General features: G+C 72.9%; 17 protein-coding genes. 7 read left to right on the forward strand and 10 right to left on the reverse strand.

The genetic code is table 11. The annotated features are described in order from the left end of the window. The first annotated feature begins 6 nt into the window (after positions 1 to 6). Genes AC2YHB_RS08245 through AC2YHB_RS08260 form a run of 4 tightly spaced genes read left to right on the forward strand, consistent with a single transcriptional unit; the run spans position 7 to position 3,557 of the window. Positions 7 to 606 (forward strand): RNA polymerase sigma factor, encoded by a 600-nt coding sequence (locus AC2YHB_RS08245; RefSeq protein ID WP_308645441.1) that lies wholly within the window; start codon positions 7 to 9, stop codon positions 604 to 606. Beyond that, positions 606 to 1,544: a GerMN domain-containing protein gene (locus AC2YHB_RS08250; RefSeq protein WP_179647495.1), complete on the forward strand. Its 939-nt coding sequence runs from the start codon at positions 606 to 608 to the stop codon at positions 1,542 to 1,544. The genes AC2YHB_RS08245 and AC2YHB_RS08250 overlap by 1 nt, the downstream gene beginning before the upstream one ends. Before the next feature lie 31 nt (positions 1,545 to 1,575). Next, the gene (locus AC2YHB_RS08255; protein WP_179647496.1) at positions 1,576 to 2,508 is read left to right on the forward strand and encodes a Gmad2 immunoglobulin-like domain-containing protein; all 933 of its coding nucleotides are present in this window, start codon (positions 1,576 to 1,578) and stop codon (positions 2,506 to 2,508) included. Next, positions 2,505 to 3,557, forward strand: coding sequence for a winged helix DNA-binding domain-containing protein (locus tag AC2YHB_RS08260; protein WP_179647497.1), 1,053 nt, complete (start codon positions 2,505 to 2,507; stop codon positions 3,555 to 3,557). Before AC2YHB_RS08255 ends, AC2YHB_RS08260 begins: the two co-directional genes overlap by 4 nt. 79 nt (positions 3,558 to 3,636) lie before the next feature. Here AC2YHB_RS08260 and AC2YHB_RS08265 read toward each other — a convergent pair whose 3' ends face one another. Genes AC2YHB_RS08265 through hrcA form a run of 3 tightly spaced genes read right to left on the reverse strand, consistent with a single transcriptional unit; the run spans position 3,637 to position 6,604 of the window. Continuing rightward, positions 3,637 to 4,380: a 16S rRNA (uracil(1498)-N(3))-methyltransferase gene (locus tag AC2YHB_RS08265; RefSeq protein ID WP_179647498.1), complete on the reverse strand. Its 744-nt coding sequence runs from the start codon at positions 4,378 to 4,380 to the stop codon at positions 3,637 to 3,639. Positions 4,381 to 4,391: 11 nt separating this feature from the next. Then, positions 4,392 to 5,561, reverse strand: coding sequence for a molecular chaperone DnaJ (dnaJ, locus tag AC2YHB_RS08270; protein ID WP_036546521.1), 1,170 nt, complete (start codon positions 5,559 to 5,561; stop codon positions 4,392 to 4,394). Between the two features lie 29 nt (positions 5,562 to 5,590). Then, positions 5,591 to 6,604, reverse strand: coding sequence for a heat-inducible transcriptional repressor HrcA (gene hrcA, locus AC2YHB_RS08275; RefSeq protein ID WP_051932334.1), 1,014 nt, complete (start codon positions 6,602 to 6,604; stop codon positions 5,591 to 5,593). A gap of 215 nt (positions 6,605 to 6,819) precedes the next feature. On the opposite strand from hrcA, the gene AC2YHB_RS08280 reads away from it, so the two are divergent. Genes AC2YHB_RS08280 through AC2YHB_RS08290 form a run of 3 tightly spaced genes read left to right on the forward strand, consistent with a single transcriptional unit; the run spans position 6,820 to position 9,266 of the window. Continuing rightward, complete coding sequence (locus tag AC2YHB_RS08280) at positions 6,820 to 7,560, forward strand: hypothetical protein (RefSeq protein WP_487353766.1); 741 nt, start codon at positions 6,820 to 6,822, stop codon at positions 7,558 to 7,560. 57 nt (positions 7,561 to 7,617) lie between these two features. Beyond that, positions 7,618 to 8,397 carry an MBL fold metallo-hydrolase gene (locus AC2YHB_RS08285; protein ID WP_179647500.1) on the forward strand — a complete coding sequence of 260 codons (780 nt, stop codon included), beginning with the start codon at positions 7,618 to 7,620 and terminating at the stop codon, positions 8,395 to 8,397. 20 nt (positions 8,398 to 8,417) lie between these two features. Further along, positions 8,418 to 9,266, forward strand: coding sequence for a DUF3097 domain-containing protein (locus AC2YHB_RS08290; RefSeq protein ID WP_308645442.1), 849 nt, complete (start codon positions 8,418 to 8,420; stop codon positions 9,264 to 9,266). Between the two features lie 4 nt (positions 9,267 to 9,270). Here AC2YHB_RS08290 and AC2YHB_RS08295 read toward each other — a convergent pair whose 3' ends face one another. The 7 genes from AC2YHB_RS08295 to AC2YHB_RS08325 all read right to left on the reverse strand — a co-directional run bounded on the left by AC2YHB_RS08295 (position 9,271) and on the right by AC2YHB_RS08325 (position 16,497). Next, positions 9,271 to 9,531: a DUF6752 domain-containing protein gene (locus AC2YHB_RS08295; RefSeq protein ID WP_036546530.1), complete on the reverse strand. Its 261-nt coding sequence runs from the start codon at positions 9,529 to 9,531 to the stop codon at positions 9,271 to 9,273. Beyond that, a complete protein-coding gene (locus AC2YHB_RS08300; protein WP_179647501.1) occupies positions 9,528 to 11,105 on the reverse strand; it encodes a class I SAM-dependent methyltransferase in 1,578 nt (525 codons plus the stop codon). Before AC2YHB_RS08300 ends, AC2YHB_RS08295 begins: the two co-directional genes overlap by 4 nt. Continuing rightward, positions 11,102 to 11,551, reverse strand: a complete 450-nt coding sequence (locus AC2YHB_RS08305; protein ID WP_242530272.1) for an FAD synthase family protein — start codon at positions 11,549 to 11,551, stop codon at positions 11,102 to 11,104. The genes AC2YHB_RS08300 and AC2YHB_RS08305 overlap by 4 nt, the downstream gene beginning before the upstream one ends. Before the next feature lie 33 nt (positions 11,552 to 11,584). Further along, positions 11,585 to 12,796: a radical SAM family heme chaperone HemW gene (hemW, locus tag AC2YHB_RS08310; protein WP_179647502.1), complete on the reverse strand. Its 1,212-nt coding sequence runs from the start codon at positions 12,794 to 12,796 to the stop codon at positions 11,585 to 11,587. A 23-nt stretch (positions 12,797 to 12,819) separates the two neighbouring features. Then, positions 12,820 to 13,725, reverse strand: coding sequence for a dioxygenase family protein (locus AC2YHB_RS08315; protein WP_179647503.1), 906 nt, complete (start codon positions 13,723 to 13,725; stop codon positions 12,820 to 12,822). A 199-nt stretch (positions 13,726 to 13,924) separates the two neighbouring features. Further along, positions 13,925 to 15,760, reverse strand: coding sequence for an AMP-dependent synthetase/ligase (locus tag AC2YHB_RS08320; RefSeq protein WP_179647504.1), 1,836 nt, complete (start codon positions 15,758 to 15,760; stop codon positions 13,925 to 13,927). A 47-nt stretch (positions 15,761 to 15,807) separates the two neighbouring features. Further along, positions 15,808 to 16,497, reverse strand: coding sequence for an MOSC domain-containing protein (locus tag AC2YHB_RS08325; protein ID WP_179647505.1), 690 nt, complete (start codon positions 16,495 to 16,497; stop codon positions 15,808 to 15,810). Positions 16,498 to 16,508 lie beyond the last annotated feature (11 nt).

The raw sequence follows: 16,508 nt of genomic DNA on the forward strand, positions 1-16,508 counted from the left end.
ACTAACGTGACGATCCATGCGGTGCTCGGCGCTCCTCCTCTCTCCCCCGGCAGCCTCGCCGGGGCGACGGGGCACGCCATGACCCAGCGCGCGAGCGACGCCGACTCCGCGATCGAGACGCTGTACGTCGCCCACTGGGACCAGCTGGTCCGGCTCTCCGTGCTGCTGGTGCGCGACCAGGGCCAGGCCGAGGAGGTCGTGCAGGACGCCTTCATCGAGCTGCACCGCCGCTGGGCCCGGCTCGACGACCCGGACCGGGCGCCCGCCTACCTGCGGCAGACCGTCGTGAACCGGTCCCGGTCCGCGCTGCGCCACCGCGGCGTCGTCCAGCGGCACCTGGCCCGGCAGCACCGGGTCGACGACGCACCTCCCGCCGACGAGCCGGTGCTCGCCGACAGCCGCCGGCGCTCGGTGCTGGAGGCCCTGCAACAGCTCCCCCGACGGCAGCGCGAGGTGCTCGCGCTGCGCTACTACCTCGACCTCTCCGAGGCGGAGATCGCCGAGACCCTCGGCATCAGCCGCGGCGCGGTGAAGAGCCACGCCTCCCGCGGTGCGGCCTCCCTGCGGCCGCTCCTCGCCGCGCACGACCTGAAGGACGGCCAGTGATGGCACACGAACGCGATGACATCGACGGCCTCGACGGCCCCGACGACCTGGCCCTGCAGCGGTTGCTCACCGACGCCGTGGCCGACGTCGAGCCGCACGACCGGCTCGGCGAGATCCGGCGTCGGACCGCCCCCGCACCGCGGCGGACCCGCCAGCGGTGGACGCTCGCCGTCCTCGGCGCCGGGGTGGCCACCGCGTCCGTGGTCGGCGCGGTCGCGCTGGCCGGCAACCTCGGGCTGCCCGGCGGCGACGACCAGAGCGCCGCCGGATCGCAGCCCGCACTCGTCGGCACCTACTTCGTCGGCGAGACCACGGACGGGACGTGGCTCTACCGGGAGTTCCAGGTGGTGGACGCCGGGCCGGCCACCGACCGCGCGCTCGCGGCCCTGCGACGGCTCGAGGTCGATGCGGGCCCGGAGGACCCCGACTACACCACCCTGTGGCCCGACGGCTCCTTCACCAGCGTCGCGGTCGTCGACGACGGCATCCGCGTCGAGCTCGGGAGCCGGATCCGTGCCGTCCCGGCCGGGCTCGCCCTCCAGCAGGCGGTGCAGACGGTGCAGGGCGTGCTGCAGCAGACCACGCCCGTGACCTTCGCGACGCCCGACGGCCCGCTCGCCGGTGCGACGTCGGTGCGGCGGGACGGCTCCGTCGTCGCACCGGTCAACATCAGCGACCCCGTCGAGGGGCTCGAGACCAGCGGCACCCTGGTGGTCCGCGGCCGCGCATCCGCCGCCCGGACCGGCCCGAAGCGGGTCGCGTGGGAGCTCCGCGACGCCACCGACGAGGTCGTCCGGGCCGGCGACGTCGACGTCACCGAGGCCGCCTGGACGATGACCCTCGACCTCAGTGACCTCGCGCCCGGGCGCTATGTCATCGCCGCCTTCGGCGCCGATGTGGCCACCGCGACCGACACGCGGACCTTCGTCGTCCACTGACGCATCCACCACGCACGGAAGGATCGACTCCATGAGCACCCCCCTTCGTCGTACCGCCACCGCCGTGGTGGCCGCGACGCTCAGCCTCGGGCTCCTCGCCGCGTGCGGCGACGACGACCCCGCCCCCACCGCCGGTGACCCGACGACCGCGACCAGTGACGCGTCGGACCCGACCGATGGCAGCGACGGCAGCGACGCCACCGACACCCCGTCGGGCAGCGCGACCGCGACCGACTCCCCCGCCCCGAAGGTGATCCCGGTCTACTACGTGGGCGACACCCCGGGCGGCGACCGGCTGTTCCGCGAGTTCACCCAGTCCGCAGGGGTCGACCCGCTCGTGGCGGCCGCGGCGGCGGTCACTGCCGGCGACCCGGTCGACCCCGACTACCGGACCTCGTGGCCCAGTGGTCGCTTCGCCTCGGTCGAGGAGGCCGGCGGCGCGATCGTGGTCGAGGTCGAGGACGAGGACTGGCTCGGACGCGGCGACCTCGACCGGGCCCAGGCCCGGCTGGCCGTCCAGCAGCTCGTCTACACCCTGCAGGGCGCGGTCGGCGACCGCCTCCCCGTCAAGGTCGAGTACGACGGAAAGCCCGCCCCGACCCTGCTCGGCGTCCCCGTCGGAGCCGGCCTGAAGGCCGCCCCGCAGCTCGACGTGCTGGCGCTCGTCAACATCACCGAGCCCGCCGAGGGGACGGTCGTCAGCGGCACGATCACCGCGACCGGCCGGGCCAGCTCGTTCGAGGCGACGGTCCCGTGGTCGATCGAGGACAGCACCGGCAAGGAGGTCCTCGAGGGCTTCGCCACGGCCGAGGGCTGGACCGACAAGCTCTACCCCTGGGAGACGCAGATCGACCTGAGCGACCTCGCCCCCGGCGCGTACACCCTCATCGCGCGGACCGACGACCCCTCCAACGGAGAGGGCGGCGGACCGACCGAGGACACGAAGCGGATCACGATCGAGTGAGGCTCACCAAGCGTCGCCTCAACCGCACCCTGCTGCTGCGCCAGCACCTGCTCGCGCGCGTCGACCGGACCCCTGCCGAGATGGTCGAGCACCTGGTCGGGCTGCAGGCGCAGGAGTCGATGCCGCCGTACCTCTCGCTCGCGGCGCGGCTCACCGACCTCGACCCACTCGAGGTGAGCCGGGCGCTCGAGTCGCGGGAGCTGGCGCGGGTGCTCAGCCTGCGCGACACCGTCCACCTGCACCTGCCCGCCGACGCCCTCACGCTGCCGGTGTGGGCGGCGCCCGTGCGCGACCGCGAGCTGCGGATGAGCCAGTCCATCGGCGAGGCGCGCGAGGTCGACCGCGAGGCGTTCGCCACCGCCGTCCGCACCGTGCTGGCCGACGGGCCGCTGCCCCAGCGGGCGATGTCGGCAGCGCTCGCGGAGCACTTCCCGTCGTACACGGCGAGCCAGCTGGGCCAGGTCGCCCGGGTCGCCGAGGTGCTGGTGCAGCTGCCGCCCCGCGGCTGCTGGAAGCCGACGACGTCGACGGCCGTCGCCTACGACTTCGCCGACCGCTGGCTCGGCGCGCCACTGGCCGAGCCGGACGTGCCCGAGGTCGTCCGCCGCTACCTGCGCGCCTTCGGACCGGCCACCGCGGCCGACGTCACCACCTGGTCGGGCATCACCCGGCTGGTGCCCGTGCTCAAGGCGATGGACGACCTGGTCCGGCACGAGGACGAGGACGGCAAGGTCCTCTACGACGTCGAGGGCGCCCCGATCGCCGACGAGGACGCGCCCGCCCCGGTGCGCCTGCTCGGCACCTACGACAACGTCTGGCTCTCCCACGCCGGCCGCGACCGGGTCACCGCCCCCGAGCGGCGCAACACCTGGATGGGTGTCAACGGCGCCCAGTCCAACGCGCTCTTCGCCGACGGCTGGCTGGAGGGGCTGTGGCGGGTCGAGGACGGCACGGTCGTGCTCGGGGAGATCCTGCGGCCGCTCAGCAAGGCGGAGAAGGCGGAGCTGGACGAGGAGGTCGGGCGGGTCGAGGCACTGCTCGCATCGTGAGAAAGTCGTTGCGGTTTGGGACCAATCCGCAACATCTCGACCCCGCGAGCTGTCGTTCCCGCCCAATCGGCGACGCCGCTCAACCGCCCCAGCGGGACGTCCGCGACAGCAGCGCCGACACCGCGGCGACGCCCGCGGTCGACGTGCGGAGCACCTCCGGGCCGAGCCGGCAGGCGACCGCGCCCGCCTCGACGAACCGGCCCACCTCGTCGTCGGTGAGCCCGCCCTCCGGGCCGACCACGACCAGCAGGTCGCCGTCGGGTGGCAGCGCGAGCGCGCCCAGCGGCTCGGTGGCGTCCTCGTGGAGCACGACCGCCACGTCGACCTCGCCGACCAGCGCCACGACGTCGTCGGTGGACGCCAGCGGCACGACCTCGGGGTGCCAGGCGCGGCGGGCCTGCTTGGCGGCCTCGCGGGCGGTGGCCTGCCACTTGGCGAGCGACTTCGCGGCCCGCTCGCCCTTCCAGACGGCCACGCTGCGCGACGCCGCCCAGGGCACGATCCGCGCGACGCCGACCTCGGTCAGCACCTCGACGGCCAGCTCGCCGCGCTCGCCCTTGGGGAGCGCCTGCACCACGGTGACCCGCGGGCGGGGTTCGGGCAGGTCCTCGACCGCCCGGGCGACCACGGTGAACGACCGCTTGGTGGTCTCGCTGACCTCGCCGGTCACCAGCCGGCCGACCCCGTCGGTGAGCAGCAGGGCCTCGCCCACCCGCAGGCGTCGTACGACGACGGCGTGGTGGGCCTCGTCGCCCTCGACGGTCACGGCGTCACCGGCGGCGACGCCGTCGAGCGACGGGACGAGGTGCTGCGGGAGGGTCATGCCCGGCCGGCTCAGTGCGCGGTGAAGGCGTCGCGGAGGCGGCCGAAGACGGACTTGTGGGCCGGACGCACGTCGCCGGTCGGCTGCTCCTCGCCGCGGATCGCCGCCAGCTCGCGGAGCAGCTCCTCCTGGCGCGGGTCGAGCCTCGTCGGGGTCTCGACGGCGATCGCGACGATCAGGTCGCCCCGTCCGCCGCGGAGGCCGGGGACGCCCTTGCCGCGCAGCACGACCTCGTGGCCGGACTGGGTGCCGGCGGGGATCGGCAGCTCGAACGCGGTCTCCAGGCCGGCGTCCTCCGCGTCGGGGAGGTCGGCCTCGAGGGTCGGCATCTGGATCGTCGTACCGAGCGCACCTGCGGTCATCGGCACCGAGACGGTGCAGTGCAGGTCGTTGCCGTGGCGCGAGAAGGTCGGGTGCGGGGCGACCTGGATCTCGACGTAGAGGTCACCGGCGGGGCCGCCGCCGGGGCCGACCTCGCCCTGCTCGCTGAGCTGGACGCGGGTGCCGGTGTCGACGCCGGCGGGGATCTTGACGGTGAGGGTACGACGCGAGCGGACCCGGCCGTCGCCGGCGCACTCGCGGCAGGGGTCCGGAATGACCGAGCCGTAGCCGCGGCAGGCGGCGCAGGGGCGCAGCGTGCGGATCTCGCCGAGGAAGGAGCGCTGCACGTGGGCGACCTCGCCCGCACCGCGGCACGTCTCGCACGGCACCGGGTGGCTGCCGGGCGCTGCGCCCTCGCCGCCACACGTCGAGCAGCGCACGGCCGTGTCGACCTTGAGCTCGCGGGAGACGCCGAAGGCGGCCTCGGCGAGGTCGACCTCGATCCGGATCAGGGCGTCCTGGCCGCGCCGGACCCGCGGGCGCGGACCCCGGCCACCACCGCCGGCTCCGGCCCCGGAGCCACCGAAGAAGGCGTCCATGATGTCGGTGAACGAGAAGCCGGCGCCCTGCCCGCCGAAGCCGCCGCCGAACGGGTCGCCGCCACGGTCGTACGACGCCCGCTTCTGCGGGTCGGAGAGCACCTCGTAGGCAGCGGTGACCTGCTTGAACCGCTCCTGGCTCTCCTCGTCGGGGTTGACGTCGGGGTGGAGCTGCCGGGCCAGCTTGCGGTAGGCCTTCTTGATGGTGTCGGCGTCCGCGTCGCGGGCGACACCGAGCAGCTCGTAGAGGTCCTGGCTCACTTCTTCTCCATCACGCGGCTGAGCGGCGCTCAGCTCTCGTCGAGGATGCGCGACACGTAGCGCGCCACCGCGCGCACTGCCGCCATCGTTCCTGGGTAGTCCATGCGGGTCGGGCCGACGATGCCCAGCGACGCGAGCGCGTCGTCGGGTCCGTAGCCCGTCGCGATCACGCTGGTCGACGCGAGCTCCTCGTAGGGACCCTCCGCGCCGATCCTGACGGTCAGGGCGCCACCGGTCGTGGCCTCCCCGAGCAGCTTCAGCAGGACGACCTGCTCCTCGAGGGCCTCCAGCAACGGCCGGATCGAGGTGTCGAAGCTGTCGCCGAAGCGGGCGAGGTTGGCCGTTCCGCCCACCACGATCCGCTCGTCGGAGCGGTGGTCGCTCATGGCCTCCACCAACGCGTCGACCACCGCGCGGGTGGCCGCGTCGGCGTCCGGCGCCTGGACGAGCGCGCCGAGCGCGGTGGCGGCGTCGCCGATGACCTCACCGGTAGCGGCGAGGTTGACCCGCGAGCGCAGCGCGGCGAGCTGGTCGTCGCCGAGCTCGGACTCGAGCTCGACGTGGCGCTGCTCGACGCGACCGGTGCTGAGGATCAGCACCAGCAGCAGCCGGGTCGGGGTGAGGGCGACGATCTCCACGTGGCGCACCGTCGAGCGCGACAGGGTGGGGTACTGCACCACCGCGACCTGGCGGGTCAGCTGCGCGAGCAGCCGGACCGAGCGGTGCACCACGTCGTCGAGGTCGACGGCGCCGTCGAGGAAGCTCGCGATGGCGCGTCGTTCGGCGGTCGTGGTCGGCTTGACGGTCGAGAGGCGGTCGACGAAGAGCCGGTAGCCCTTGTCGGTCGGCACCCGGCCGGCGCTCGTGTGCGGCTGGGCGAGGTAGCCCTCGTCCTCCAGGGCGGCCATGTCGTTGCGGATCGTCGCGGGCGACACGTTGAGGCTGTGCCGCTCGACCAGCGCCTTGGAGCCGACCGGCTCCTCGGTCGCGACGTAGTCCTCGACGATGGCGCGCAGCACCGCGAGCCTGCGCTCCTCCTGCATGCCCACCTCCTGCTCACGCACCGCTTGACCGACTCGAACCGGCTCGAACCGGCTCGAACCGACGCCGGTGGACCTTGGCACTCCACCCGCTGGAGTGCCAATGCTACCCGCGCACCCCCGGATCCGCGGGACCGGCGACACGGCCTTCCCACCGTCGCGCAGAGCAGGTAGGTTAGGCTCACCTAATCAGGCCGAACCGATCCCAAGGAGCCGGCATGTCCCTCGACCCCGGTCTCGACGCCGGTCGCACCGACGTCCACCGCCTGGCCGCCGCGGCCCGCAGCATCCTCGCCTGCCCGGCCGACGTCCACCTCGTGGTCGACGGCGTCGACGACGTCACCGCCGGCCTCGAGGACGCCCACCTGGAGATGCAGGACCACGGCGGTCGCCCGCTCTTCGCCTGCCCCGCCGACGCCGCGCTCGCGATCGCCGCCACTGACGGCCGGGGCGCCCTGCTGACCTTGCACAGCGGCCTGGGCCGGCCGGGCTCGCCGGACCGCGACGCGACGCTCACCCTCTCCGGGCGGCTCGAGGCGACCGGGCTCGAGGACTGCGAGTGCTGCACCGAGGTGCGGATGCGGGTCCTGCTCCGTCCCGACTTCGCCCTGCTCTCCCGCGAGGGCCACGGCCGCGAGGACGCCCGGATCCGGGTCCCGCTCACCGCCTTCAGCTCCCCGGTCCACGACCTCAACCGCGGCTTCCTGCAGCGCTCGGTCGAGCACGCCAACCAGTGCCACCAGGACGAGCTGCGCCGGGCCGTCGCGACCCGCACCGGCACCCGCCTCGGCGACGTCGTCGGCGTCCACCTGGCCGGGCTGCGTCCCGACGGCGTGGTCCTCCAGTGGGTCGACCCGACCGGGTCCCACGAGACCACCCTGTCCTTCCCCCGCGCGGCACGCACCGCGCCCGACCTCGGCGAGCTGCTGCGCGAGGAGCTGCACGCCGGGCTCTGCTGACTCGTCGGTCGAGGAGGCTGCGCAGCAGCCGTCACGAGACCCCCGTAGCCTGACCGCGTGCCGTTCATCGAGGTCGCGGACCGGGTCTGGGTCCGCCGTGTCCCGTCGTACGACGTCAACCTGACCGTCGTCGGCGGCGAGCGCGGCCTCGTGGTGGTCGACACGCTCGCCACCGCCGCCGAGGCGCGGGCCGCGATCGTCGGCATCGGCGACCTGCAGGCGGGCCCGGTGGTCGCCGTGGTGAACACCCACGACCACTTCGACCACGTGCTCGGCAACGCCGCCTTCCGCGAGAAGTACGACGCCGCGCTCCCCATCCACGCGACGGAGGCCGCTGCGGACGCGACCGACCCCGCCGCCCCGCCCGCCGACCGGACCTTCTCCAGCGCGGCCGTGATCGACCTCGGCGACCGCCAGCTCGAGCTCGTCCACCCCGGCCGCGGCCACACCGCGGGCGACCTGGTGGTCCGCGTCCCCGACGCCGACGTGCTGCTCGTCGGCGACCTCGTCGAGGAGTCCGCTCCCCCGGCGCTGGGCAGTGACTCGTGGCCGATGGAGTGGCCGCAGACCTTGGACCTCGTGCTCGGGCTGGCCACGCCGGACACGGTCGTCGTGCCCGGCCACGGCGCCGTGGTGGACCGCCGCTTCGTCGAGCAGCAGTGCGACGAGCTGCGCGCCGTCGCGGAGACGATTCGCGAGCTGGCCGGTCGCGGCGTACCGGAGGCCGAGGCGTACGCCGCAGCGGACTGGCCGTTCCCGGAGGACGCCCTGCACCACGCGATTCCCCGTGGGTACGCGCAATTGCCCCGGGCGCGCCGCCAGCTCCCGCTGATCTGACCCACCTAAGGTGGTCCGTCGTGGATCGCTACGGGACCGACGTGCTGGCAGGAGACTGGAAGGTCCCGAAGCGGGGCCGCGCGGTGGAGACACCGGCCGACCACGGCCTGGTCGTCGAGGAGGTCACCACGGACTGGTGCGGCGAGATCGTCGCCGTCGACCGCGACCTGCACACCGTCACCCTCGAGGACCGGCGCGGCAAGCGGCGTACCTTCCCCCTCGGAACGGGCTTCCTGCTCGAGGGCAAGCCGGTCATCCTGACCCCGCCGGTCACGAAGGCGGCGCCGGCGAGGCCGACCCGCACCGCCAGCGGCTCGATCGCCGTGCACGACGCCAAGGCGCGGGTCGCCCGCGCCAGCCGGATCTTCGTCGAGGGCCGCCACGACGCCGAGCTGGTCGAGAAGGTCTGGGGTGACGACCTGCGGATCGAGGGCGTGGTCGTGGAGTACCTCGGCGGCGTCGACGACCTCGCCGACCACCTGCGCGACTTCAAGCCGGGGCCCAACCGCCGCGTCGGCGTCCTCGTGGACCACCTCGTCGCGGGCTCCAAGGAGAGCCGGATCGCGCAGGGCATCATGAAGTCGCCGGTCGGCAAGGACGTGCTGATCGTCGGCCACCCGTTCATCGACATCTGGCAGGCCGTGAAGCCCGACCGGCTCGGCTTCAAGGAGTGGCCGAAGGTGCCCAAGGGCATCGACTGGAAGAAGGGCACCTGCCAGCAGCTCGGCTGGCCGCACCGCGACCAGGCCGACATCGCCCGGGCGTGGAAGCACGTCCTCGGCGGAGTACGCGGCTTCCAGGACCTCGACCCGCAGCTGCTCGGGCGGGTCGAGGAGCTGATCGACTTCGTGACCGCGCCGGGGTCCTGAGGGCCTAGAGGCCCTGCTGGTAGCGCGCCAGCACCTCGTCGACCCGGTCCTGGTCACGCGCCTCGAGCGGGATCAGCAGCTCCGCGACGACATCGGTCAGCTCGGCGATGCGCCGGTTGAGCTGGCGGTTCTCCTGGACCTCGGCCTCGAGGACGCGCACCCGCTCGCGCAGGCTCGACCGCGCGCGGATCCGGTCGACGACGGGGGCGGGGAGGCGGTCGCGGGCCTGCTCGCGCAGCCGCGCCTTCAGCTCGTGGGTGCTCATCGGTTCTCCTTCGGGGTGCGAGCCGCGGGCGCGGGCCACGAGGCCCGGATCCGGCAGACGGCGGGGTCCGGGTGGTCCAGCATGTCCTCGCCCGGTACGACGACCAGGTGCTCCACGACGCCGCCGGCGGCCTCGATCGCGGCCCGGACCGCCTCGGGGTCCACGCGCCGGACCAGCCCGTCGGGCGCCAGCGGGGTGCCGGTGGCACCGTCGGGCGCGTCGTGGGTGGCCTGGAACTCCAGGAAGAGCTTGCCGCCGCCGGGCCGCAGGGCCATCCGGGCGAGCAGCCACAGCTGGTCGAGGGCGGCCGCGTCGAGGCAGCCGACGAGGTGGCGGGCGTAGAGGTGGTGCGGGTCGCGGGCCAGGCGGGTCCCGTGCATCAGGGTCGAGCGGAGCTCGCCGAGGATCAGCTGGCTGGCCTCGACGTCGAGCTCGCGCCGGTTGGCCTTGCGCCGCACGACGCCGAGGCCGCCGCGCGAGAAGTCGACGGCACCGGTGCGGAAGCCGCGCCGCGCGAACCACAGCGCGTCGCGGCCGGTGCCCGTGCCGACGTCGACGACGGGCAGCTCACCGAGCTGGGGAGCGACCCAGCGCGCGAAGGAGGACGAGCCCGCGGGCACCTCGCGCTGGCCGGGTCCGTTGAAGAGCCCGGTCCACAGGCCCATCTCGGTGCGGAAGCCGCGCAGCCAGCCGTCGAGCCGGCGCACGCCCTCCGGCGGGTCGGCGTAGCGGAAGGACGGGTCCGGGGTGCGCCAGTGCGGGCCGTAGAGGAAGGCCAGCATCGCCTCCGGGTCGCGCGGCGCCGGGAACTCGTGCCCGTGCAGCTCGATCGTCGAGAACGGCTCGATCGCGCTGCGCGGCAGCGACCCGCTCCGGTTGCCGAGCTGGAAGAAGGTGTCGCCGACGTGGAAGGCCACGAAGACGTCGATGTGGCACAGCCGGCCGTCGGAGAGCGGCAGCAGCAGCTTGATGTCGCCGCCCGACATGCGCAGGAGGTTCCAGCCGCGCTCGCGCATCGCGCGGGTGATCCGGTAGGACTCGGCGATCACGTCGGCCGGCGAGGAGTGGTCGGAGAGGTAGCAAAGGTCGGTGTCGGAGTCGTGGGCCAGCATCCGGCCCTCGCGCACGGCGCCGAGCAGCGCTCCGTAGTTGAGGTAGGCCTTGACGCCCGCGTGCTCGCGGAGGTCGTCGATCGCGCGCCGGGTGCCGGCGAGGATCTCCTCACGCACCTCCTCGGCGGTCGCCTCGAACGACCGGGTCAGGTGACCGACCTTGTCGACGCACAACCGGTGACCCGCGCGGTCCACGACCGCGAGCGGACCCTCGCCCGCACCGAGGCCGACCTCGGCGTCGTACAGGACCTCGGCTCCGGTGGCATCGGTGACCCGCACCCGGCCGCGGCCGGAGAGGTAGGGACGCAGCACTCCCGGCCACGGCACCAGGACTCCCCCGGGCTTCCGTACGCCGTCGCGCTCGGGCGTGAGCGACCAGACGTAGTGCCCGTCGATCTCGACGAGGAAGGGCCGCGAGGCGGCCGGGAGGAGGATGCCGTCGTCGGAGACGACGGTGGTCATGACGCCCCGCGGTGCGCCAGTGCCTTGCGGAGCGCGGTCGAGGACGTCTGCAGCGTGTAGGGGAAGTAGGTCACCTCGACACCGAGGGCGGCCATGTCCTGCTCGAGGCGCAGGCCCTTGGCGGTGCCCTTCCAGTCGTCGCCCTTGAAGATGCGGTGGAAGCCCACGTCGCGCCAGGAGTCGATCTTGCTCGCGGTGTTCTCGGCGTAGACGGCGTCGACGATGCCGATCGCCTCGACGATCTCGAGCCGCTCGGCCAGCGGGACGGTCGGCTGGACGCCCTTGGTGTCCAGGCACACCTCGTCGGCGACCACACCGGCCACCAGGACGTCGCACCACTGCCGTGCCTGGCGCAGCGCGTTGAGGTGACCGATGTGGAACAGGTCGAAGGCGCCCGGCACGTAGCCGATCACTGGCCCCGACATCGAGGGTCCCGACTTCTTCATAAAGTCGAGTGTAACACTGCAGTTAGTTAACTTTCACCTCAGCAGGCGGTGCACCACGCCGTCGGCGAGCAGCCGCCCGCGCAACGTCAGCACCACCCGGTCGGTCCGGTCCTCCACCAGACCCTCCGCGACGAGGCCCGCGAGCGCCCGTCGGCCGTCGTCGTCGAGCACCGCCGGATCGAGGCCGCTGCGCAGCCGCAGCTCCAGCAGGACCCGCTCGACGCGCCGGGTGTCGTCGTCGAGCACCTCCCGGGCGTGGGCCGGGCTCTCCCTCGCGGCCAGCCGTCCGGCGTACGCCGCCGGGTGCTTCACGTTCCACCAGCGCACGCCGCCGAGGTGCGAGTGCGCGCCGGGGCCGACCCCCCACCAGCCGGCACCGGCCCAGTAGCCGAGGTTGTGCCGGCACCGCGCGGCGTCGTCGCGGGCCCAGTTGGACACCTCGTACCAGCCCAGCCCGGCGGCCGTCAGCCGCTCGTCGGCCTGCACGTACTTGTCGGCGAGGTCGTCCTCGTCCGGCATCGGCAGCTCGCCGCGGCGCACGCGCCGGGCCAGCGCGGTGCCGTCCTCGACGATGAGGGAGTACGCCGAGACGTGGTCGGGCGCGCACGCCAGCGCGGCCTCGAGGGTGGTCTCCCAGTCCTCCGTGCTCTCCCCCGGCGTGCCGTAGATCAGGTCCAGGCTCACCTGGTCGAAGCCCGCCGCGCGGGCGGCCTCGACGACTCCGGGGACCCGCAGCGGGTCGTGCGTCCGGTCGAGCACCGCCAGCACCTTCGGCACCGCCGACTGCACGCCGAACGAGACCCGGGTGTAGCCCGCCTCCCGCAGCTCGGTCAGGTAGGCGAGGTCGACCGAGTCGGGGTTGGCCTCCGTCGTCACCTCGGCGCCCGGGACCAGGCCGAACTCGTCGTCGATCGCGCGCAGCAGCCGGCCCAGGTCGCCCGCCGGCAGCAGCGTCGGGGTGCCGCCGCCCAGGAAGACCGTGTCCACCGGGCGCTCCGCCGCACCCAGCACGCGGCGGGCCAGCCGGACCTCCTGGATCGCCTGGTCGACGTACGACGACCGGGAGACGCCGGGGCCGAGCTCCTCGGCCGTGTAGGTGTTGAAGTCGCAGTAGCCGCAGCGGACGCGGCAGAACGGCACGTGGACGTAGAACCCGAACGGGCCCTCGCCGAGGGCGGCGAGCGCCTGCTCCGGCAGGGACCCGTCGGTCGGGGCGGGATCACCCTCGGGCAGAGCGGACGGCATCCGCCCAGTCTCCCAGCCCGGATCTACACCGGCACGTTCAGGGAGACGGTGTAGCCCTCCTCGACCGAGCCGGTCACCTTCGCCATCTGCAGGGAGTAGCCGTCGCTGAAGATGCCGTCGGACTCCAGGCTCAGCTGGGACAGGTTGCTGACGCTCTGCTCGTAGCCCTCGGTCGCGTAGACGTCGTTGCAGACGTCCTCGGGCAGCGCCAGCTGCGAGGTGCGCAGCTTGTTGTCGGCGCTGGTCGCCTTCGCCAGGCTCTCGTAGACCTCGAAGTGCATGTGCGGCCAGCGACCGGAGTAGCAGGCCGGGAAGATCGTGGTGAAGGTCAGGTTGCCCTCGTCGTCGGCCTCCTGGACGCCGCGGAGGTAGTTCTCGCCGACGATCTCGTCGTCGTACAGCGAGTAGCGGCCCTCGCGGTCGCAGTGCCACAGGTAGATCGCGGCCCCGGCCAGCGGCGTCACGCTGTCGCCGTTGAGGTCGTAGACCTTCAGCCGCACCGTGGTCGCGATGCCCTCCGCGACCCCCGAGGCGTCACCGAAGCTGGTCGTGATGTCGCTGCGTACGACGCCCGACTCCGTCAGCACGTTGACCCCGTTGCTGCCGTCGCCCGGGTAGGGACCGGCCGTCTCCTCGGGGATCTCGCCGTCCGCGACCTCGAGGCTCGTGTCGCCACCGATCGCGCCGCCCCCGTCCGGAGGGGTGCCGGGGCCGCCCTGCGTCGTACCACCCGAGGTGGAGCTGCCCGAGGTGGTGCTGCCCGAGGTGGAGGACGTGGTGTCGTCGCTGCCGCAGGCGCTCAGCGCGGCCGCAGCGCCGACCCCGCCCAGGAGCCCGAGCAGCCCACGACGCGCCATGATCCGCGGCAGGTCGTGGGACAGCCCGAGGTCGTGCTCTTCGGTCTCTTCGGTCGATCCGTGGTGGCTCATGCCCCGAGTCTCGGGGCGGAACCTGTGCGGTTGCTGTGGGCGGGCTGTTGGGCGGCGACGAGGCGCCAGTTTCACCGGCCGGCCGGAGAAACTGGCGTCCTTGGACGACAAAACTCATGGTTGGACGATGAAACTTCGTCGTCCAACCATGAGTTTCACCGGCCGGCCGGTGAAACTCACCGATCGGTCGCCGCGGACTTCAGGACGTGTAGAAGGACGCGATGAGGTCCTTGTTGTTGGCCTCGACCACGTTGCGCTTCACCTTCAGCGACGGGGTCAGCTCACCGGACTCGATCGACAGGTCGTGGTCGAGCAGCTTCCACTTCTTGACCGTCTCCCAGCGGTTCAGCTGGGCGTTGAGCTGGTCGACGTACTCGCCGACCATGGCCTGCACCGCGTCGTCGTTGACCAGCGCGGTGTAGTCCTTGCCCTCCTTGCCGTTGTCGGCGGCCCAACCGGCGATCGCGTCGGGGTCGAGGGTGATCAGCGCGGAGACGAAGTTGCGCTCCGCGCCGAAGACCATGAACTGGCTGGCGTAGGGGCAGATCGCCTTGAACTTGGCCTCGATCGCCGGCGGGGCGATGTACTTGCCGCCGGAGGTCTTGAAGAGCTCCTTGATCCGGCCGGTGATCCGCAGGAAGCCCTCGTCGTCGAGCTCGCCCTTGTCGCCCGTGCGCAGCCAGCCGTCCTCGGTCAGCGCCTCGGCGGTCGCGTCGGGGCGGTTGTGGTAGCCGGCCATGACGTGCGGGCCCTTGAGCTGGACCTCGCCGCCCTCGCCGATGCGGACCTCGGTGCCCGGGAAGGGCTGGCCCACGGAGCCGAGCTTGTAGGCGTCGGGGTGGTTGACCGTGGCGCCGGCGGCGTTCTCGGTCATGCCGTAGCCCTCGAGGATGAGGATGCCGGCGGCGTGGAACCACGCGGCGATGTCGGCGTTGAGCGCGGCGGAGCCGGAGATGAAGAACTTCACCCGGCCACCGAAGCGCTCGCGCACCTTGCTGAAGACCAGCTTGTCGAACAGGGCGTGCTGGACCTTGAGCGGCAGCGGGACCGGCTTGCCGGCGAGCCTGAGCTCGTCGACCTTGGTGCCGACCTCGAACGCCTTCAGGAAGATCTTCTCCTTGGCGCCGCCCTCGGCCGCCTGCATGGTGACGATCCGCGCGTGCGCCTTCTCGAAGATGCGCGGGGCCGCGCCCATGAAGGTGGGCTTCACGACGCCCAGGTTGTCGACGATCCTGTCGACGCGGCCGTCGATCGCCGTGGCGAACCCGCAGGCGAGCTGGGTCGAGAGCAGCACCTTGCCGAACGAGTGCGCCATCGGCAGCCAGAGGAACTGGAGGTCGTCCTCGTGGAGGATGTCCTGCGCCTTGATGGCCTCGCCCTCGAACACCCACGCACGGTGCAGGGTCCGCACGCCCTTGGGCTTGCCGGTGGTCCCGGACGTGTAGATCAGCGTCGCCAGCTGGTCGGGCTCGATCGCCTGGGCGACGTCGTCGACGGCGGACGGGTTGGCGGCCAGGTGGGCGTCGCCGAGCTCGGAGAGCTGGTCGAGCGAGATCACCCAGTCGCCGTCGTCACCGTCGGCGAGCGCGGGGTCGAAGGACACGACCTTGCCCAGCGCCGGGAGCTCGGCGCGGTGGTCGCGCAGCTTCTGCAGCTGCGACTCGTCCTCGGCGAAGACGATCCGGCACTCGGAGTCGCCCACGATGTACGCCGTGTCCTCGCCGCCCGTGGACGGGTAGACGGTCGTGGTGGCGCCGCCGGCGCACATGATGGCGAGGTCGGCGAGGATCCACTCGTAGCGGGTCGAGGACGCGATGCCCACGCGCTGCTCCGGCTCGAGGCCGAGGGCGAGCAGGCCGGCCGCGAGGCGTCGTACCCGGTCACCGGCCTGGCGCCACGTCACGGACTCCCACGCCTCCCCACGCGGGAAGCGGAAGGCCTCCCGGTTGGCGCTCCGCTCCACCCGGTCGAGGAACTGCACGGCGCAGTTCTTCGGCAGGTTCTGGAGGAAATTCGTGTCGTGATTGATGGGCATGACGCTCCCTGCATGCTCGTCCGAGACCGGCGTAACTGGTCAGTAACCTAGATCAACGGCTCAAGGGGCGGTAGCGAAGGCGCCACCTGACGGACGAATTCCTCCGCCTTCTCGCGGACCTTGGGCAGCAGGCCGTCGACGACGAGCAGGTCGGGCAGGCGGCTGCGGTCGGTGTTGAGCGCCACGAACATGTCCCGGATCGTCACGCCGTGGCCCGGGCGGTGCACGACCTCGATCGGGGCGCCGGCCTCGATCGTGCCCGTCTCGAGCACGCGGAGGTAGGGCCCCGGACGCGCCTCGGCGGTGAACCGCTTCACCCAGGCCTTCGGGTCGTAGCCGGACTCGCGCATCCAGCCCTTGAAGTCGTTGCACGGGGTCCGGACGTAGACCGCCTCGAGGAGGACACCGTCGACCTCGTCGCCGATCCGGAGGCGGGTGCCGACCTCGAGGGCGTTGAGGTCGATGCCCTCGGTGGTGAGGTTCTCGCCGAACTGGCCGTCGCGGATCGGCTGCCCGACCAGGCCCTCGAAGAAGTCGAGGTCCTCGCGCGCGTAGGCGTAGACGGCCTGGTCGGGGCCGCCGTGGTGGAGCGTGTCGGAGACCTGGTCGCCCTCGACGCCGAGCTCGTGGACGGCCACCGGGCCGAGCACCGGGCGCTTCTCGATGGAGGTGTGGCCGATCCCGGCCCAGCCCCGGGCCTGCGGCCGGCCGGTGCTGATGGTGCGCACGTACTGCATGCGCCGAGGCT

This window comes from Nocardioides sp. SRI_004, from assembly GCF_057586415.1.

Coding starts and splice junctions, on each gene's coding strand:
- AC2YHB_RS08250 (WP_179647495.1), top strand. CDS start 606: ATGGCACACGAACGCGATGACATCGACGGCCTCGACGGCCCCGACGAC.
- AC2YHB_RS08255 (WP_179647496.1), top strand. CDS start 1,576: ATGAGCACCCCCCTTCGTCGTACCGCCACCGCCGTGGTGGCCGCGACG.
- AC2YHB_RS08265 (WP_179647498.1), bottom strand. CDS start 4,380: ATGACCCTCCCGCAGCACCTCGTCCCGTCGCTCGACGGCGTCGCCGCC.
- hrcA (WP_051932334.1), bottom strand. CDS start 6,604: ATGCAGGAGGAGCGCAGGCTCGCGGTGCTGCGCGCCATCGTCGAGGAC.
- AC2YHB_RS08280 (WP_487353766.1), top strand. CDS start 6,820: ATGTCCCTCGACCCCGGTCTCGACGCCGGTCGCACCGACGTCCACCGC.
- AC2YHB_RS08295 (WP_036546530.1), bottom strand. CDS start 9,531: ATGAGCACCCACGAGCTGAAGGCGCGGCTGCGCGAGCAGGCCCGCGAC.
- AC2YHB_RS08300 (WP_179647501.1), bottom strand. CDS start 11,105: ATGACCACCGTCGTCTCCGACGACGGCATCCTCCTCCCGGCCGCCTCG.
- AC2YHB_RS08305 (WP_242530272.1), bottom strand. CDS start 11,551: ATGAAGAAGTCGGGACCCTCGATGTCGGGGCCAGTGATCGGCTACGTG.
- hemW (WP_179647502.1), bottom strand. CDS start 12,796: ATGCCGTCCGCTCTGCCCGAGGGTGATCCCGCCCCGACCGACGGGTCC.
- AC2YHB_RS08315 (WP_179647503.1), bottom strand. CDS start 13,725: ATGAGCCACCACGGATCGACCGAAGAGACCGAAGAGCACGACCTCGGG.
- AC2YHB_RS08320 (WP_179647504.1), bottom strand. CDS start 15,760: ATGCCCATCAATCACGACACGAATTTCCTCCAGAACCTGCCGAAGAAC.
- AC2YHB_RS08325 (WP_179647505.1), bottom strand. CDS start 16,497: ATGCAGTACGTGCGCACCATCAGCACCGGCCGGCCGCAGGCCCGGGGC.